The organism is Marinobacter algicola DG893 (genome assembly GCF_000170835.1).
GTDB lineage: Bacteria > Pseudomonadota > Gammaproteobacteria > Pseudomonadales > Oleiphilaceae > Marinobacter > Marinobacter algicola.
In genome coordinates this window covers 1-16,331 of the sequence record NZ_ABCP01000012.1, presented here as the reverse complement: position 1 = coordinate 16,331, position 16,331 = coordinate 1, and the positions used below count along the sequence as shown (strand labels likewise).

At 57.3% G+C, this 16,331-nt stretch carries 14 protein-coding genes; 6 read left to right on the top strand and 8 right to left on the bottom strand.

What is annotated here, in order from left to right; all coding sequences use genetic code 11:
- Positions 1 to 8 precede the first annotated feature (8 nt).
- Genes MDG893_RS10035 through MDG893_RS10005 form a run of 7 tightly spaced genes read right to left on the bottom strand, consistent with a single transcriptional unit; the run spans position 9 to position 6,540 of the window.
- On the bottom strand, positions 9 to 560 hold the full coding sequence (locus tag MDG893_RS10035) for a hypothetical protein (RefSeq protein ID WP_007153664.1): 552 nt from the start codon (positions 558 to 560) through the stop codon (positions 9 to 11).
- 20 nt (positions 561 to 580) lie between these two features.
- Positions 581 to 1,744, bottom strand: a complete 1,164-nt coding sequence (locus MDG893_RS10030) for a DUF3570 domain-containing protein (RefSeq protein WP_007153663.1) — start codon at positions 1,742 to 1,744, stop codon at positions 581 to 583.
- A complete protein-coding gene (locus MDG893_RS10025) occupies positions 1,731 to 1,970 on the bottom strand; it encodes a DUF4266 domain-containing protein (protein WP_007153662.1) in 240 nt (79 codons plus the stop codon). Before MDG893_RS10025 ends, MDG893_RS10030 begins: the two co-directional genes overlap by 14 nt.
- Before the next feature lie 18 nt (positions 1,971 to 1,988).
- A complete protein-coding gene (locus tag MDG893_RS10020; protein WP_007153661.1) occupies positions 1,989 to 2,486 on the bottom strand; it encodes a TlpA family protein disulfide reductase in 498 nt (165 codons plus the stop codon).
- 15 nt (positions 2,487 to 2,501) lie between these two features.
- Positions 2,502 to 3,149 (bottom strand): outer membrane beta-barrel domain-containing protein, encoded by a 648-nt coding sequence (locus MDG893_RS10015; protein ID WP_040474499.1) that lies wholly within the window; start codon positions 3,147 to 3,149, stop codon positions 2,502 to 2,504.
- Positions 3,119 to 3,871 (bottom strand): SH3 domain-containing protein, encoded by a 753-nt coding sequence (locus MDG893_RS10010; RefSeq protein WP_007153659.1) that lies wholly within the window; start codon positions 3,869 to 3,871, stop codon positions 3,119 to 3,121. Before MDG893_RS10010 ends, MDG893_RS10015 begins: the two co-directional genes overlap by 31 nt.
- Positions 3,872 to 3,891: 20 nt before the next feature.
- Positions 3,892 to 6,540: an HzsA-related protein gene (locus MDG893_RS10005; protein ID WP_167319392.1), complete on the bottom strand. Its 2,649-nt coding sequence runs from the start codon at positions 6,538 to 6,540 to the stop codon at positions 3,892 to 3,894.
- Positions 6,541 to 6,763: 223 nt separating this feature from the next.
- Here MDG893_RS10005 and MDG893_RS10000 point away from each other — a divergent pair, with 223 nt between their 5' ends.
- The 4 genes from MDG893_RS10000 to MDG893_RS09990 are packed head-to-tail and all read left to right on the top strand — an operon-like array spanning position 6,764 to position 12,123.
- Positions 6,764 to 8,017, top strand: coding sequence for a hypothetical protein (locus MDG893_RS10000; protein ID WP_244264416.1), 1,254 nt, complete (start codon positions 6,764 to 6,766; stop codon positions 8,015 to 8,017).
- Between the two features lie 6 nt (positions 8,018 to 8,023).
- Entirely contained in the window at positions 8,024 to 9,178 is a 1,155-nt protein-coding gene (locus tag MDG893_RS21205; RefSeq protein ID WP_007153656.1) for a hypothetical protein, read from the top strand.
- A gap of 35 nt (positions 9,179 to 9,213) precedes the next feature.
- Positions 9,214 to 10,557: a LamG-like jellyroll fold domain-containing protein gene (locus MDG893_RS21200; protein ID WP_007153655.1), complete on the top strand. Its 1,344-nt coding sequence runs from the start codon at positions 9,214 to 9,216 to the stop codon at positions 10,555 to 10,557.
- 12 nt (positions 10,558 to 10,569) lie between these two features.
- The gene (locus MDG893_RS09990) at positions 10,570 to 12,123 is read left to right on the top strand and encodes a hypothetical protein (RefSeq protein ID WP_007153654.1); all 1,554 of its coding nucleotides are present in this window, start codon (positions 10,570 to 10,572) and stop codon (positions 12,121 to 12,123) included.
- A gap of 25 nt (positions 12,124 to 12,148) precedes the next feature.
- On the opposite strand, the gene MDG893_RS09985 is transcribed toward MDG893_RS09990, so the two are convergent.
- Positions 12,149 to 13,144, bottom strand: coding sequence for an FAD:protein FMN transferase (locus MDG893_RS09985; RefSeq protein ID WP_007153653.1), 996 nt, complete (start codon positions 13,142 to 13,144; stop codon positions 12,149 to 12,151).
- A 255-nt stretch (positions 13,145 to 13,399) separates the two neighbouring features.
- Between MDG893_RS09985 and MDG893_RS09980 the strand changes: the two genes are divergently transcribed.
- Both MDG893_RS09980 and malK read left to right on the top strand, forming a co-directional pair.
- Entirely contained in the window at positions 13,400 to 15,013 is a 1,614-nt protein-coding gene (locus MDG893_RS09980; RefSeq protein WP_007153652.1) for an alpha-glucosidase, read from the top strand.
- A gap of 36 nt (positions 15,014 to 15,049) precedes the next feature.
- The gene (gene malK / locus MDG893_RS09975) at positions 15,050 to 16,165 is read left to right on the top strand and encodes a maltose/maltodextrin ABC transporter ATP-binding protein MalK (protein WP_007153651.1); all 1,116 of its coding nucleotides are present in this window, start codon (positions 15,050 to 15,052) and stop codon (positions 16,163 to 16,165) included.
- The last annotated feature ends 166 nt before the right edge of the window (positions 16,166 to 16,331 follow it).

Below are 16,331 nucleotides of genomic sequence, written 5' to 3'. Positions count from 1 at the left end.
AGGCCGCGTTACTCCCACTCAACAATGGCCACTTCGGGCTGGTAATCGGATGAGCGGTCGCGGATACGGACTTCCAGGGCGGCGGTATCCGTATCCTTCTGCAGTTGATAAGTCGCGGCCTGCTTGTAGGCTCGGTTATCCGGGCCAATACCCTCAACAAACACCGTCACCTCGTGTTCGCCCGTCTTGAGGTTGCCGATGTGCAGGCGCTGCATACCGCCACGCTGCAGGGCCTTGGCCTGGCGCTCGGTATACAGGTACGCTGCAACGGTTTCGTCATTGACCTTGAGCTTCACCGAATCCAGCTTGAGGAATTCGCCGGTGTCGAGACTGAGAAACACCGCAAACTGGGTACTGGCGGGATACAGCAGGTCCTCTTCCAGAATGAACAGGTCCCGGTTCAGACGGATCACCTGCTTCTTCAGCTCTTCAACGCTCAGGGCCACGGCGCCGTCGTCTGTCCCGGATTCGCCATTGTCCTGGGCGGTTGCCGTCGGCAGCCAGAGCGCTAATGCCAGGCTGGCAACGTGCAGTGCAAATGTGTTCTTCAGGGTCATCATGATGAATCGTCCCGACTCGGTCAGTATTCAAGAATCAGCGATGCCCGGGTTACAAAGGCATCGAACGAATAAAGCGGCTCCTGTCCCGGCAGGAAGTCGCCGGACGCAGTGACATCCCGGAAGTTGTCATAGCTGAAATCGAGCCAGTCCACCAGGAGACTCGCCTGCAGGCGCTGAATGCCCGGCAACGAAGTCTGTTTCCACTCGTACACCACGCCGCCACCGAGGGTAGTGCCGGAAAACGCACTCATTTCCTTGTCGCGCGCCAGGTGGGTCTGGGAGTTTTCGAAGGCGTAGAGGTCGCTGTAGAAATCCGCCTCGTCCTGGACGTAGTACCGGGCACGTCCCTCAAGCGTCCAGCGAGGATTCAGGGCGTGAACGTAAGCGAGCTCGAAGGTTTGGGCGTCAATGCCCCAGCTGTCACTGAAATAGCGGAACTCACCGCGAATCGATGCCCGGTATGGCAGGTAATACAGGGCGCGGGTGGCCACGGAGAAACTGGTGCGGGTTTCCGGGTATCGTTCGGGCTGGTATAGGAAGTCCGTCGGATCATTGGGGTCGATATAGCGATTCTGTCGGTACGGATTCTGTAGGAAGCCTTCATCGGTCACCACTTCCAGGTCCAGCCCCAGAAGACTGTTACGGGTGACTACCTGGCTAAGCCCCAGTTGATAGTTCTGGCGATCTGCCTCTTCATTGAAGGCATCATTGCCTGCCACGCCGACGTCATCCCAACCTCGAGCATAACCGAGGGTCACGGTCGACATGCCACCAAAGAATTCCTGGCTGGTAGAGAAATATACCGTGTTGGCCTCGTAGTCGTTCTCCGAGCTATTGGTGTAACCAAGGCTCAGGATCGCATCCTCATGTAGATAGTCCACCCCGAGAGTGTATTCAGTGCGCTCTTCGGTGTATTCACTGGCCGTGGCAAGGACATCCACCGAAGCCGCAGACACCATATCCACGTAATACTGGCCTGACACAGACACCTGTGGGCCTGCGCTCTTGCGCACCAGCACGGAAGGACCATCAATAACCATACCGCCGCCTTCATAACGGTGGTAAAGGATATCCACGTTATCCTGCGGCAGGGTGGCAGCCGTGACGAGTTGACCGAACAACAGCCAGCCCACCAGGCCCGTTACCAGGGCCGATAAAAACCCGGCGCGATCAGTTACAGCCACAACCACCTCCGGAGCCGCCTTCCGACCCCCGTGCGGATTCGCGAGCCTGGTAAACGTGGTGCATATAGGAGTCAGCCTTTCCATGCCGGCTCAGGCTCATCACCGGGTCTGCGAGCTTGTCGCGCTCATAGGGCTTCACCCAGGGCTTGATGTCGCTACACCCGGTAGCCCCCGCCGTCATGAGGATCACGATTGCCGATGCCATCACTGCTTTGAAAGGGTTCATACACTCACCTGCCTCAGGCTATTCCCGCACCAGTTGCCGGATCTGCGTTTCGTATTCGTCTTCATAGCCGGGCTGGTAGCCATGGTGGAGAAAACGGGCATTGCCATCGCGGTCAATCATGACCGTGGTCGGCATAGCCTGCACTTCATACTGTTCGCTGACATCGCTCTGCGGGTCATAAAGGATCGGATAGCTGACCGGCACCTTGTCCAGGAAGCGGTGCGCTTCGTCGCGGTTCTCGTCAACGTTGACCGCCAGGATGGTGAAACCGAGATCCTTATACTGAGCGTACAGGTCGTCCATCAACGGCATTTCCTGACGACAGGGCCCGCACCAGGACGCCCAGAAGTTGAGCATCACCACTTCGCCACGAAAATCCTGTAGCCGCAGGTTCTCGCCCTGACGGCTTTCAAGAGTGAAGTCCGGCGCCGGAATGTTCATTTCCTCGGCCTGAACGGATGAAACGCCTACCAGCGTGGCCAGGGTCAGGGCCAATCCCAAAAACCGTGTTGTCATCATTGACTCCTGTTATCAGAAAAAGACAGTGAGGCCACCGCTGACCTCGGTGTTCATGGACGTTTTTTCCTCACCCAGCACATCAATCCGGTAGAAGTGTTCACGAACCCCCAGATGGATCGATACGCTGTCGGTCAGCAATACCTGGTAACCAGCGCCCACGTTGACGGTAAAACGGGTGTCACCGGCAAAGTCCGTGGCACCGGCCCCGCCGATCAGGTAGAAGTTGGTATTGAAGGCGTAGTTCTCAGTCAGGAAGGCCTCACCGGGCAGCACATTCATGCCAATATTGATGTTGTAGTAGCGGTAGTCCCGGTCTTCGTCCGACAACACCTGAACGTCCCCGGCCAGCTTTTCGAAACTGGTTTCTCCGCCTTCCGCAAACCCCACATTGGCTTCAAAGAAGAAGGTTTCGCTGAGGTGGTAGGTCAGCTTGCCGCCCCACAGGAACGATGACTCAAAATCCTCGATATTGAGGATGCCGGCAAACGCACCGATCTCGAAATTCTCGGTGTCGATCAACGCCTCGTCGACCTTCTGGGGCCGCACATCCGGCTCAATCAGTGGCCGGTCGTCCTCCTGGGCGCTGACAGCCGTAGACACCAGCAGCAGGCCCGCAAACGGCAGGACGGTCAGAAGAATATGCTTAATCCGATTTTCCATTCTGTTGCTTCTTCGTTGGTTGCCCGATTGGTAAAAATCTTGTAGTCCTTGACCTCGGCACGGATAAAATAGTTGTCCGTGACGTAGGCGCGCACACCAAAGCCGGCGTGCCCGATACTGTTGTCCCGGTCGCCGGGGTCCGCCAGGGTGGCTTTGGGCTCGATGAAAATATGCCCCACACCCAGCGTGAAGAACGGTGAAATCCGCCAGTGCGGAAACGGCTGGTGCACGATGTTGGCGTTCACCATGCGAATCTCCGAAGCACTTCCCAACACCTGAGAGCCCCAGAGCTCTGCCGACAGATTACGGGTCATAAGATAGCCACCGTAAATGGCGGTCACCGCCGCACCCTCGAATTCGCCCATCATCAACCCAGCTTCCCAGCTGCGGCTGCTGAAGTCGTCAAAACGTGGATTGGTGAGTGAGACCTGTTCACCCTCGCCGTCCAGTGTCAGCTGCACATCGTCTATGTGCACCCAGCCTTCTCGCCCCTTTCGGTCGGTGACCTTCAGCCAGGAGGTCTTGCGCATGCGCAAGGTCAGCCACTCACCCTTTTCACTGGTATGGAACACCGGATAGCCCACGGCCGGCCCGGTGCGCCACTCCACAAACGGTTCCGCCACCTGAACCTGGGGCATGGGCTCGTCGGCACCGCCCCACAGCCAGTCGGCGGTAGCGGACAGGGGCGCGGTTAAAAACAGCAGTATCAGGGCCAGTCTCATGGTTAATCGTTCAGGTCCTATCAGTCCGCCGGAGCATCAAAGGGGTTGTTGTAGTACTGGCCACCAACATCCAGCCATTCGGCCAGGAGGCGCAGCTCGGCAGGGCTTAGAAAGTCTTCGTGACTCCCTCCAGCACGGAAACGGTTGAAGAAGTTACCGCTGGCCCTGGCTCCATTGACGGAAATGGTGGGAGGCACATTGACGTTCACCAGAATGGGGATGGGATTATCGTCATCGTCCAAAATCAACTCGCCATCTTCGTCCCGCAGGAATTCCCCGGACTCAACCTGCACATCAACGAGCTGATCACCAACCAACTCCTGCTCATTGTCGTTAAACAGCAACTCCCGGTAGGACTTGAAATGATCGGGCTCATCCGGGGAGGCGCCGTCACTCAGATCCAGTTGTGCAATCGGCAATTGTGTCGCATCGGCTGCATCAGTATCCGAGTGGCATCCGGTACAGGTGTAGTCCTCGACGTTGCCGTTGCCGTCATCAACGATTCTTTCAAGCCCCCACAGCGGATGGATATGCTGCTCGTAGTTAATGACGGTTCGACAGGCGCCACGCCAGTCATTAAAGCATTCGGGGGTAACCGGCGCGGGCGTTTCAAGGTCCGCATAACTCAGCGAGAAGGCTGTGCCCGGTGTGAGACTGGCATCACCGGGATCGGTCCATTGGTCGACATAGACAGCGTCTGGCCCGAGGCGACGGGTCTCGTTAATCCGGGCCCAGGTTTCCGCCATGGTTTCACCCATGTCTGCGAAGAGTGCGGGATCGGTATTCGGGAATTCAATGCCAGTGGTCGGCGCACCCGCGTACACCGGAGCCGGCCCTGCATCCGGGCGCCCATGGGGCACCGTACTTCCCGGATTATGGCAACCGTTGCACGCCAGGGTTTCTCCGGGCCTGACGTTCAACCAGTTCTGGTGGCGGGGTCCAATCCGTCGTCCTTCATCGTCCACCACGCTGATGGCAAATGCGACGTTGGCGGGCACGGCCACCCGTACCGAACCGTCCGGTTCAACCGGTACATAACCAAGAATTTCACGCATGGACTGGGCTTGGCTGCGACCGAACGCCGTGTTGTCGAAGTCCCTGACCTCTTCATCGGGAATCGAGACCGGCTTTTCGAGTCGGAGGAAGCGCCTGGGAAGGTTGTCCGGAGGAACGATTGCCGGATCGGCTGTCTGTCGAATGCCCGCCGGAGAAACATCAACACCATCAATGTCGTAGACACTCTGGATCTGCAGTATGCCAAGACCATCCTCTGCCAGAGTCGCCGCATCCCCAGTGAACTGCGACTCCGGAATGAAGGTCGGCAGCGATCGTTCCGTCATCAACACCGCCTCATCAAACTGCTGGCCTTCCTCAGGTGGCTGAATGGGTCGCTGGGTACCAGATGCCATATCCAGCAACCACAGCCCGTAAACCGGGGCGGCGGCCCGATAGGCACCTGAGGCAATCCGCTCTTGCGTGCAGTTGAGGATGTCGCCGTTGCCAATGGCAAGTCTCAGCCGGCATGGACTCCAGCTAACGAGGTAGCGACGGGTGCCATCCAAAAACGGCGAGACGGAGCTGTAGTTTCCGCGCAACGAGATCTCGTTGCCCAGGGACAATCCGCTGACCAGAGGCGTTTGCGCCGAGCCTGAATTGCCGTCAACGCGTATACCCGCCTCGACATAACTTCCGACATCAATCTCAACCGGAACCGCTCCGAAATTGTCGGTTTCGGTGGGCCGAAGCTGCGCCAGCAATTGCCCGGAATCCGTCGCTTGCGGGCGCAGATACTCAATGTTGACGTCATCGCTGACAGAGCCATGAGAGTGGCGGCCATAAAGATAACTGAGCCCGGTGCCGTCCGGGTTGACCTTGTAGAGGTTGAACCCGTTGCCCTGGGTCTGGCCGGCGTTGTCCCACCTGCTGAACACAATGGTGCCTTCATCCGTTACCAATGGGTCCAGATCGTGACTCTGGTTGAACGTGATCTGCTCGATGTTTTCCCCGTCGTCATCCATCACGTGCAGGACAAAAGCGGGAACCTCACGCTCTTCGTCAAGCGCGGGATATTGCGGTTTCCCTTCATCCAGAAGGATTGCGCGGGAAATCCTTTGCCGGGTGGAGGAAAAGACAATGCGGCCATCAGGCAGGTAGGCCGGTGCGATGTCCTGGCCCGCCTCAGCAGTGACTTCCGATTCGATAACACGCCGGAGAGTGCCGGAGGTTACGTCGTATTCCCAGATGTTCCAGGTTGGCTGTTCGTCTTCATCCACGTCCTCAATCTCCGGCGCCCTCATGGCAAAGAGCGCGCGAGTGCCATCGTAGGAGACGGTGAGATCCTTGACGTCATAGCCAAGCGACCCCGGGAAAGCGGATGAAGTGATATCCCGCGAGGGAGCGTCGGGAGACGCGCGATCCTTCAGGAACAGGCGAGCGCCGGGACGAAATTCTGCCGGCTCTGCAAGGTTGTCACCAAGGAGCGCGCCATTGTCCTCATCGAAAAGCAAGGGGCGTTTTACAAAGACAACGGGATTTTCAACAACCACAGGGTCACTGGACTGACTGTCGCCGCTCTGGAGACACCCTGCGGCCAGCGCGACAGGAAGAAGCGCGAATACACGGCCCAGGGCAGCGAAATAGCAACGTAACCCACTGACGCAAGAGAACATTTTATTTTCGTAATGTTTAGTCACCACCAACAAACCCTGTTTGGCCTGAAAATCCATTTACATACGCTAAGTCGAGACGGGGCCTGCGCTCCAAGCCTTTTACGTAACGCTATGTAATAACGTGGAGCAGCACTCAAAACCGCCGTTAATAGCTCGCCTAGACTTTGAACAATTGTAAAATGGTACTAATGTGCGAATGCTAACGAAATCGAGGGAATCGATCATGACAGTCTTATGTACGACCCGGCAACTTATAAAGAGGACATTTTATCTCACTGTCCTGCTGGCTTTGGTCGGTACGCACGCTACCATCGCAAGCGCTGGCCCGCGGGACCAGGCAAAACGCATCCATGAACGCATCGCCGGTGTTCCTCCCTCGCCGGAAGTGCTTGACCAAATGGCGGCAAATATAACCAACAATGGCGCGTCAGGCGCCGTTTCCGCCGCCTATACGGCCATGGAAGATCCAGCGTTTTACGATGTTACCCTCAAAAATTTCGTTGCACCATGGACAAATGAGGCGATGTCCCCGTTCGTGCCGTTGAATGATTACACGGCAACGGTCATCGGTATTGTGCGGGATAATCATGATTTTAGACGCGTCTTATATGACGACATACTTTACGTGGGTAATTCGAGTCTGAGCGGTATCTCGGCGTATTCAACATCGAATAACGACAACTATGAGGACCTTGAGCGCTCCGGATATTCCCTCAGTGACGACAACGTGCTGGAACAAACCACGCAGTCCAGCTTGAATTCCGAGCTGCCCACAGGCGCCACGGCCGGCGTGATCACTTCCCGGGCCGCCGCGAGGGCTTTCTTCAGCGCCGGCACCAACCGCGCTATGTTCCGCTTCACCCTGCTCAACCACATGTGCAATGACCTGGAGCAGGTCGCAGACGTATCCCTGCCACCGGACCGCATCCGACAGGATGTGTCGCGGAGCCCGGGTGGCGACAGCCGGGTATTCCTCAGCAACTGCGTTGGCTGCCACACCGGCATGGACCCTATGACCCAGGCCTTTGCCTACTACGACTACCAGTACAACGCGGACACCGACCCTGACGGCGAACTGGGCAGGCTGATCTACAACTCTGTCAGCGACGTGGACTCGGAGACGGGCACCCGTGTTGTTGCCAAGTACCACATCAATTCAACCACGTTTGAGCAGGGGTACGTGACGCCGGACGATGGCTGGGACAACTACTGGCGGTCCGGCACCAATCGGCGCCTGGGCTGGGATGGTTCCCTACCCGGCTCCGGCAATGGCGCCAAGAGCCTGGGGCGGGAGTTTGCCAATTCCGACGCCTTTGCCCAGTGCCAGGTGAAAAAAGTATTCCGCAATGTCTGCCTGCGAGAGCCTTCCAACGATAGCGATCGCTCAAAGATCAGCGAAATCGTTACGAGTTTCCGCAGCGGGTACGACCTCAAAACCGCCTTTGCGGAATCTGCCGCGTATTGCCGGGGAGAGTAGGACACTATGAAAACCATAATCAGACAAGGAACCCGAGCCCCAGCTGCGCTGTTCTCCGTTTTTGCCGCCCTGCTCTTTCTTGCGGGCTGTAACAGTGGCGAATCCACCGAAGCCCTTCCGAACACCGGCGGCGGCTCCAATACCGTTAGCTATAGTGGCCCGGCACCCGCCACGGACGATGTGCTGAATTTCAAGCGCAGCGTCTGGGATGAGCTCTCAGGCCAGAACAAGTGCGGCGCCTGCCACAACGCCGGCGGCCAGTCACCACAGTTTGTGCATGAAGGCGACATCAACATTGCCTACGCCCAGGCCAACACCATCGTTAACCTGTCAGACCCATCCCAGTCCGAGATGGTCACCAAGGTCGCGGGTGGCCACAACTGTTGGACTACGTCCGTTACCGCTTGTACCGACCTGCTGACGGTCTATATATCCAACTGGGCGGGTGGCTCTGAAGGATCGGTTAAAACGGTTGAACTTCGCGCTCCAAACATCCAGGACGTGAACAACACACTTACCTTTCCGTCGGACGCCGACGACTTTGCAAACACCATTTACCCAGTATTGACCCAATACTGCAGCGACTGCCACACCAGCAACGGCCAGACACCGTACATCGCGAGCTCCGACGTCGACATTGCGTACGATCAGTCCAAAAGCCGCATTGATCTGAACGATGGGAAAGACCCGGTCACCGATGAATGGATACTTACCGATGAAGCTTCTTCAAGACTCGTAGAGCGGCTGAGAGACGACCGCCATAACTGCTGGGATGCTGACTGCCTCGACTCTGCTACAGAGATGCTGGCCGCAATCCAGGCCTTCATTGATCGCCTTGGGGACCCGGAACCAATCCCCTCCAACCTGGTGACCAGCAAGGCACTGAACCTCGCCAACGACGGTCTGCTGGCCAATGCCGGCGGCCGCTACGAAGACAACGTCATCGCACTCTACGAATTCAAAGCAGGCGAAGGCCCAACGGCCTTTGATACCAGCGGTATTTCCCCACCTCTGGACCTGACGCTCAGCGGCAACGTTGGCTGGGTTGGCGGCTGGGGTATTGATATCGGCCCGGCCTTTGAAACTGAAGAAGGCGACATGATCCGCGCTGGCAAGGCTCAAGCTCCACCGCTGACAGCCGCAAACTGCACACCCTGCTGACCGCCGCTGGCGAATACGCCATCGAAGCGTGGGTTGTGCCCGGCAACATCACCCAGGAAGACTCCCGCATCGTGACCTACTCCGGCTCCTCGACAGCGCGGAACTTCACGTTGGGCCAGGACATGCAGAGCTACGAGTTCCTGCATCGGAGCACCACCACCGACCAGAACGATCCAATGCTGACCGAAGCCAATCCCATGCTGTTGCAGGCGACCCTGCAGCACGTGGTGGTGAACTTTACACCGGACGGTGGTCGCGAGATCTTTGTGAATGGCGAGCCCTCCGGTGATGTCGACCCGGATTCCGCCGGCCTGCTGACGGATTGGGACGATAGCTTCGCCCTGGTGCTAGGCAATGAGACGGATGGAGAATCTCCCTGGGAAGGCGCCATCAGGATGCTTGCCATCCACAACCGCGCCCTCACCGCAGAGCAGGTTGCCGCTAACTACGACGTGGGCGTTGGCCAGAAGTTTTTCCTGCTGTTCAGCGTCTCCCATCTGGTAGATATGCCGGAAAGTTTTATCGTCTTTGAGGTCAGCCAGTTCGACAACTACGGCTATCTGTTCTCGAACCCGTTCTTCATCAGTCTCGACGAGACCCAGTCGCCATCGGGCATACCCTTGAAGGGCATGAGAATTGGCATCAACGGCCGTGAAGTGGTGGTAGGCCAGTCGTTCGCCAACCTGGATCTCACACTGAATGCCAGTGATTACGTAGCAGGTTCCGGCCAGCCACTGTCGAGACTGGGCACCGTTCTCGCGCTGGAGGAAGGCCCGGAAAACGATCAGTTCTTCCTGACCTTTGAAGAAATCGGAGTTTACGGAGACCCGAGGGAGGATGGCCCTATTCCAACACTGCCACCGGCAACAGGTAGCACGGAATTTTCTATCATCGGACTAAAAACCTTCGACGAGATCAATGCCTCGATGTCGAAGGTAACAAGTATTCCAGTGACTGAGCCCGGCGTGGTGAGCACCTTTACCAAGGTCAAACAGCAGTTGCCCACGGTTGAAAATATCCAGGGGTTCTTGTCCTCCCAGCAGATGGCAGTCACCCAGATGGCCATCCAATATTGTGACGTTCTGGTCTCCGATCAGGATCGTCGTAGTGCCTTCTTCCCTGGGTTCGACTTTTTCGAAAACGCCTCCACTGCGTTCGATGCCGCGGGTCAGGCACAGGTGACCGGCCCGCTCCTCTCCCGATTTGTCGGTGAGGACCTCGATACCCAGCCGAGCAATGTCGCTATCGAAGACGAACTGGGTACTCTGATGACAAAGCTGTCCAGCTGCTCGGGCGACTGCGAGGAAGGACGAACCGAAACCATTGTGAAAGCAAGCTGTGCGGCTGTTCTCGGCAGCGCCGTGACACTGATTCAGTAGAGGACGTTGACCATGCTTATCAAAAACCAGCGGAAAAGTGCTCTGTCGCTTGAAGAGCCCCTGCTTCACCCAGACCACGCCAGGCCGAAAACCCGGCGGGAGTTTATTGCCCAAGGTTTTATGGCCGGGGCTGCCACCCTATCTGGAGCGTCACTGTTTAACCTGCTTACTCCCCAGGCGGCCTACGCACTGTCAGAAGAGCTGGAAAACCGGAAACCGGAATGCGGTATCAGAACGGTCGGTGGCGGCAAGGTGCCTTTCATCTGTTTTGACCTGGCAGGTGGAGCCAACATCGCCGGATCGAATGTACTGATGGGCAAGCAGGGCGGGCAACTCGATTTTCTTAGTACTGCCGGTTACAACAAGCTGGGCTTGCCCGGTGATATGCTTCCCAATCAGCCCCAGTTCGTCAATCAGGAATTCGGCCTGGCCTTTCACTCAGACAGCGGCTTTCTGCGCGGAATGCAGGACAGCACTTCGATCGGCGCCCGAGCGCTTATCAATGGCGCTATTATTGCTGCACGCTCTGAGAACGATACCGGGAACAATCCGCACAACCCAATGTACGGCATTCTGAAAGCGGGTGCTGACGGTGAGCTGCTGTCCCTGGTGGGCTCACAGAGTTCCGAAAGTGGCGGCAACTCGATGGCACCGATGAACCTTATTAACCCGAAAGCACGTCCCACCAAAGTTGATCGCCCATCCGATGCGACAGGCCTTGTGGACGTTGGCGATCTCACGTCGATCCTCAGCCAGTCAGATGCCGTTTCAGTGCTTGAGTCCATCCGCAACATTAGTCTGGACAAACTCAACCTGAACGCTGTAAACACGGGGCTGGCTAATGATGCAGCGGTCAAAAGCCAAGTGGATTGCGGGTATATCAAGAGCGCACACTTAATCGAGGAGTACGGCAATCCTGCAGCAGTCGACCCGTCCCTGGACACAAAAATCGTCGGAGATAGCGGCATCTTTAGTACCGCGGAATTTTTCGCCAATGATCGCCTGGGTCGCGAGTTTCGGAAGACAGCCTCTGTTATGAAACTGGTTCAGAATCAGTACGCCGGAGCGGGTACTATCACGCTGGGGGGCTACGACTACCACACGGGCGAACGTGCGACCGGCGAGGCCAGAGATTATCTTGCTGGCCGCTGTATGGGCGCCTGCCTTGAGTATGCGCACCGTACCGAGACTCCGCTCATGCTCTACGTCTTCAGCGATGGTTCCGTATCAAGTAACGGACGCATAGATGATAGCCAAGGTGGCCGAGGCAAAGGCGAGTGGACAGGTGACAACCAACAAACCGCTGCCTCTTTTTACCTAGTTTACAATCCGACTGGTAGACCAGTTGCCCGCAATCAGCAGATAGGTTTTATGCGGTCAGATGGATCAGTTGAAACGTCCTCAAGCCCCGCTGCCAATAACGTCAACCAGCTAGTTCAGACAATCGTATTGAACTACATGGCACTGAACGGCCAAGAAGGAGAGTTTGAAAATGTCATGGCTGGTCATGGTCTTGGTAACCCTGCCAGTCGCAACAGGCTGGTCGGAATTGAGCCGATCAGTTGACAACAGACACGACATACTCTTAGTGTCATGAGCCAGATTCAGGCGCCATCAGCCCGTCCGAATAATGCACCTGACGCCGCTCATCAATGATGATGGCGTCAATGCCCTCCAATTCATTTATCATCTCCAGGCCCTTGGCCGCCCCAAGCACGAAGACCGCCGTGGACAGTCCGTCGGTTGTGATGCTGTCGTCACCGAGGATGGTCACGCTCTGAACGCCTTTGGCCGGTTTGCCGGTCGCTGGCGACAGGATGTGATGGACACGCTCGTGGTTAGCGTCAAAAAAGAAGCGTTCGTAATCGCCTGACGTCGACACAGCCACGTTGGTCAGTGGCAAAACCATGGCGTTGCGTGATTCAGATCGGGGATCCCGGATACCGACTATCCAGGGCTTGCCGCGCTTGTCACCCAGCAGCCTCAGGTCACCGCCGGCGCTCAGTCGTGCCTGGCGAATGCCGAAGGACTTAAGGATGTCGATACCGCGATCAACCGCATACCCCTTGGCAATGCCCCCCAGATCCAGCCTGATGCCTTCATCGAGGAACCGGACGGTGTTGGCGCTGGGGTCCAGCACCACGGACTTGTAATCCACCTTTGCCAATCCCTCCGCCAGTTCTTCATCGGAGGGCTGTTGTCTGGCGCGAAAATCGTACAGGTAGCCGATCGACCCGAAACTGATGTCGAAGGCGCCGTTACTTAATTCTGAAATACGCTTTGCCTGCTGGAGCACCGTAAAAAGACTGTCGCTCACTTCCACCGGACCGTCAGCCGCCTCGCGATTAACCCGGGACAGTTCGGAATCTTCCCGGTAACGGCTCATCTGATGGTCGATACGATCAAACAAAGCCAACACCGCATCTCCTGCCTCGCTGGCCACGGCCGGATCCTCGGACCAGAACTCCATCTCGATGGCGGTGGTCATTGCCGTGCCGCTCACACGCACCCATTCGGCCCGGGCTGGCATGGCCACGGTCACCAGCGTAGCCAAACCCCACGCCAGCATCCGTTCAACCACCCGCATACTCAACCGTCCGTTGCTCACTGCCCGCCCTCGTTTTGATATCCATGTTTTGATCGTTGTCTTTGAAGTCTCTGAAGAATATGACGACTCATCCCCTCTACGCCCCCCTCATCCCCCCGGCTACGCCAACAAAAAGTGCGTCAGGAGGATGAACGGCCGGGACCATCGTCGCACTATGCATGAAAGCTATTCCAGCGGATGCTTTCCGCTCTCACAATAACAATCTTTCACCGCCAGGGTGTTAAGCGAGGCAAGATGATGAAGAACCCGGACTGGTGGCGTGGCGCCGTCATTTATCAAGTTTATCCACGCAGCTTCTACGATTCCAATGGCGATGGCATTGGTGACCTGCCTGGGGTAACCGCGAAACTCGATTACATCGCCAGCCTGAACGTGGATGCCATCTGGCTGTCGCCCTTCTTTACCTCGCCGATGAAGGATTTTGGCTACGACGTGTCTGACTATCGCGGCGTGGACCCGATATTCGGCACCATCGAGGATTTCGACGAACTCATAGCCGAGGCCCACAAACGCGACCTGAAGATCATGATCGACCAGGTGTTGAGCCATTCTTCCGATCAGCATCGCTGGTTTGCTGAAAGCCGCGCCAGCCGTGACAACCCAAAAGCCGACTGGTACGTGTGGGCAGACCCGCAAGCCGACGGCACACCACCCAACAACTGGCTGTCTGTTTTTGGCGGCTCCGCCTGGGCCTGGGACAGCCGCCGCAAGCAATACTACCTGCACAACTTCCTGACCAGCCAACCGGACCTGAATTTCCACTGTCCGGACGTGGTTGAACAGGTTTTGTCAGATGTAAAGTTCTGGCTGGACCGGGGCGTTGACGGCTTCCGCCTGGACGCCATCAACTTCTGCTTCCACGATCCGGAACTGCGAGACAACCCGCCCAGCAACGCCGTTGCCGAAGGCTCCATCGGTGTGCGCAAGGAAAACCCTTACGCTTACCAGTTCCACAAATACGACAAGACCCGCCCGGAAAATCTGGCCTTCCTGCAGCGCCTGCGTGCCCTGCTTGATCAGTACCCCGGCACGACTACCGTTGGGGAAATCGGCGACGACAACTCCCTGCAAACCATGGCGGAATACACCAGTGGCGGCGACAAGCTGCACATGGCCTATTCCTTTGACCTGCTGACGGAACAGCATGGGGCCGACTTCTTCCACAAAACCGTCGACTCCATCGAGAAAAAACTGACCGACGGCTGGCCCTGCTGGGCCATCGGCAACCACGATGTTTCACGGGTTGCCACCCGTTGGCAGGCGCGCTCGCCCCAGCAGTTGAAAACCTATATGGCGATGCTGCTCACCCTTCGCGGTAGCGTGTGCATCTACCAGGGCGAGGAACTCGGCCTGACCGAGGCGGAGCTGGAGTACAAGGACCTGGTGGACCCCTACGGCATCAACTTCTGGCCCGAATACAAGGGCCGGGACGGTTGCCGCACCCCAATGGTATGGCACAACAAAGAGGACAACGGCGGCTTCTCCGATGCACGTCCGTGGCTGCCGGTTTATGATGAACACTACAACGCAGCGGTCGCCGTGCAGCACGGTCAGGACAATTCGATCCTGCAGGCATATCGAACATTCCTGGGCTGGCGTGCTCAGCAACCGGTGCTGCTCAAGGGCGACATCGACTTTCTGGATAGCCCGGAAAACACTCTGGTTTACACCCGGACTTATGAAGGCACCACCCTTCTGGTGGCCCTGAACCTGACAGATAACCCGGTTTGGATCGCAGCCCCGGCTGCGGGCCAGTCAGTCAGCGGTACGCCTGATTTCGTCGGCGGTTCCTGGAATGACCGGGAGCTGGAACTGCAGCCCTGGGGTGTGGAGATTGCAACACTCTGAATTCGCTTTCACTGAACAAACAAGAAGACATACGTTATGGCCAGCGTCACATTAAGAAACATCTGCAAGAGTTATGACGAAACCCAGGTCACCCGCAATGTGAACCTGGATATCGACGACGGTGAATTCGTGGTGTTTGTCGGTCCCTCCGGGTGCGGCAAATCCACCCTGCTGAGAATGATCGCCGGGCTGGAGGACATCACCTCCGGCGACCTGTATATCGGTAACGATAAGGTCAACAACCTGCCCCCCAAGGAACGGGAAGTGGGTATGGTGTTCCAGTCCTATGCGCTATACCCCCACATGAATGTGGCGGAGAACATGGCATTCGGGCTCAAACTCGCCAAGACTGACAAGGCCGAGATTGACCGGCGCGTTAACGACGCCGCCAAACTGCTGCAACTGAACAACCTGCTGGAACGCAAACCCAAGGATCTGTCCGGTGGTCAGCGCCAGCGGGTTGCGATTGGCCGCACTATCGTTCGGGAACCCACAGTATTCCTGTTCGACGAGCCCCTATCCAACCTCGACGCTTCCCTGCGAGTGCAGATGCGCATCGAGATCTCCCGGCTGCACAAGCGCCTGGACGCGACCATGGTTTACGTCACCCACGACCAGGTGGAAGCCATGACCATGGCGGACAAGATCGTCGCCCTGGACAACGGTGCCATCGCCCAGGTCGGCAAGCCCATGGAACTCTACCACTACCCCGCAACAAGGTTCGTGGCAGGCTTTATCGGTTCCCCGAAGATGAACTTCATCGACTGCACCGTGGAGACTGCCAGCAGTCAGTTCGTGACCGTTACCATGCCCGGCAAACACTCTCTCGAACTGCCCATCAACGGCCATGAGCTGGCCGCTGGTGAATCCGTTACCGTAGGTATTCGCCCGGAGCACCTGAGCAACGACGACGAAGCGGATATGTACCTGGACGGCGAAGTGACCGTGGTGGAGCGGCTGGGCTACCAGACTCTGGTGCATATGGACGTGAACGGCGTGGATGGCGTCATCACCATGCGCACTGACGGCAGCGACCCGGTCCAGGAAGGCTCGAAAGTCACCCTGGGTATCAAGGCCATCAAGTGCCATCTGTTCCGAGAAGACGGCAACGCCTGCCCCCGGCTTTACCGGGAACCCTGCATTGATTTCTGACCTGCATTGAAACCTTTCCAGGGGCCGGTTCCGTCACGTACCGGCCCCTTTTTTTGTCCTTCCAGTCTAGCCTGGCCTGGCCGCTAAACAGGCTGGCAGGTTCTCCCGAAACACGCTGTGAATACACCTCCCCAATTATCGGCTATCCCCAAGGCAGCTGAACAGT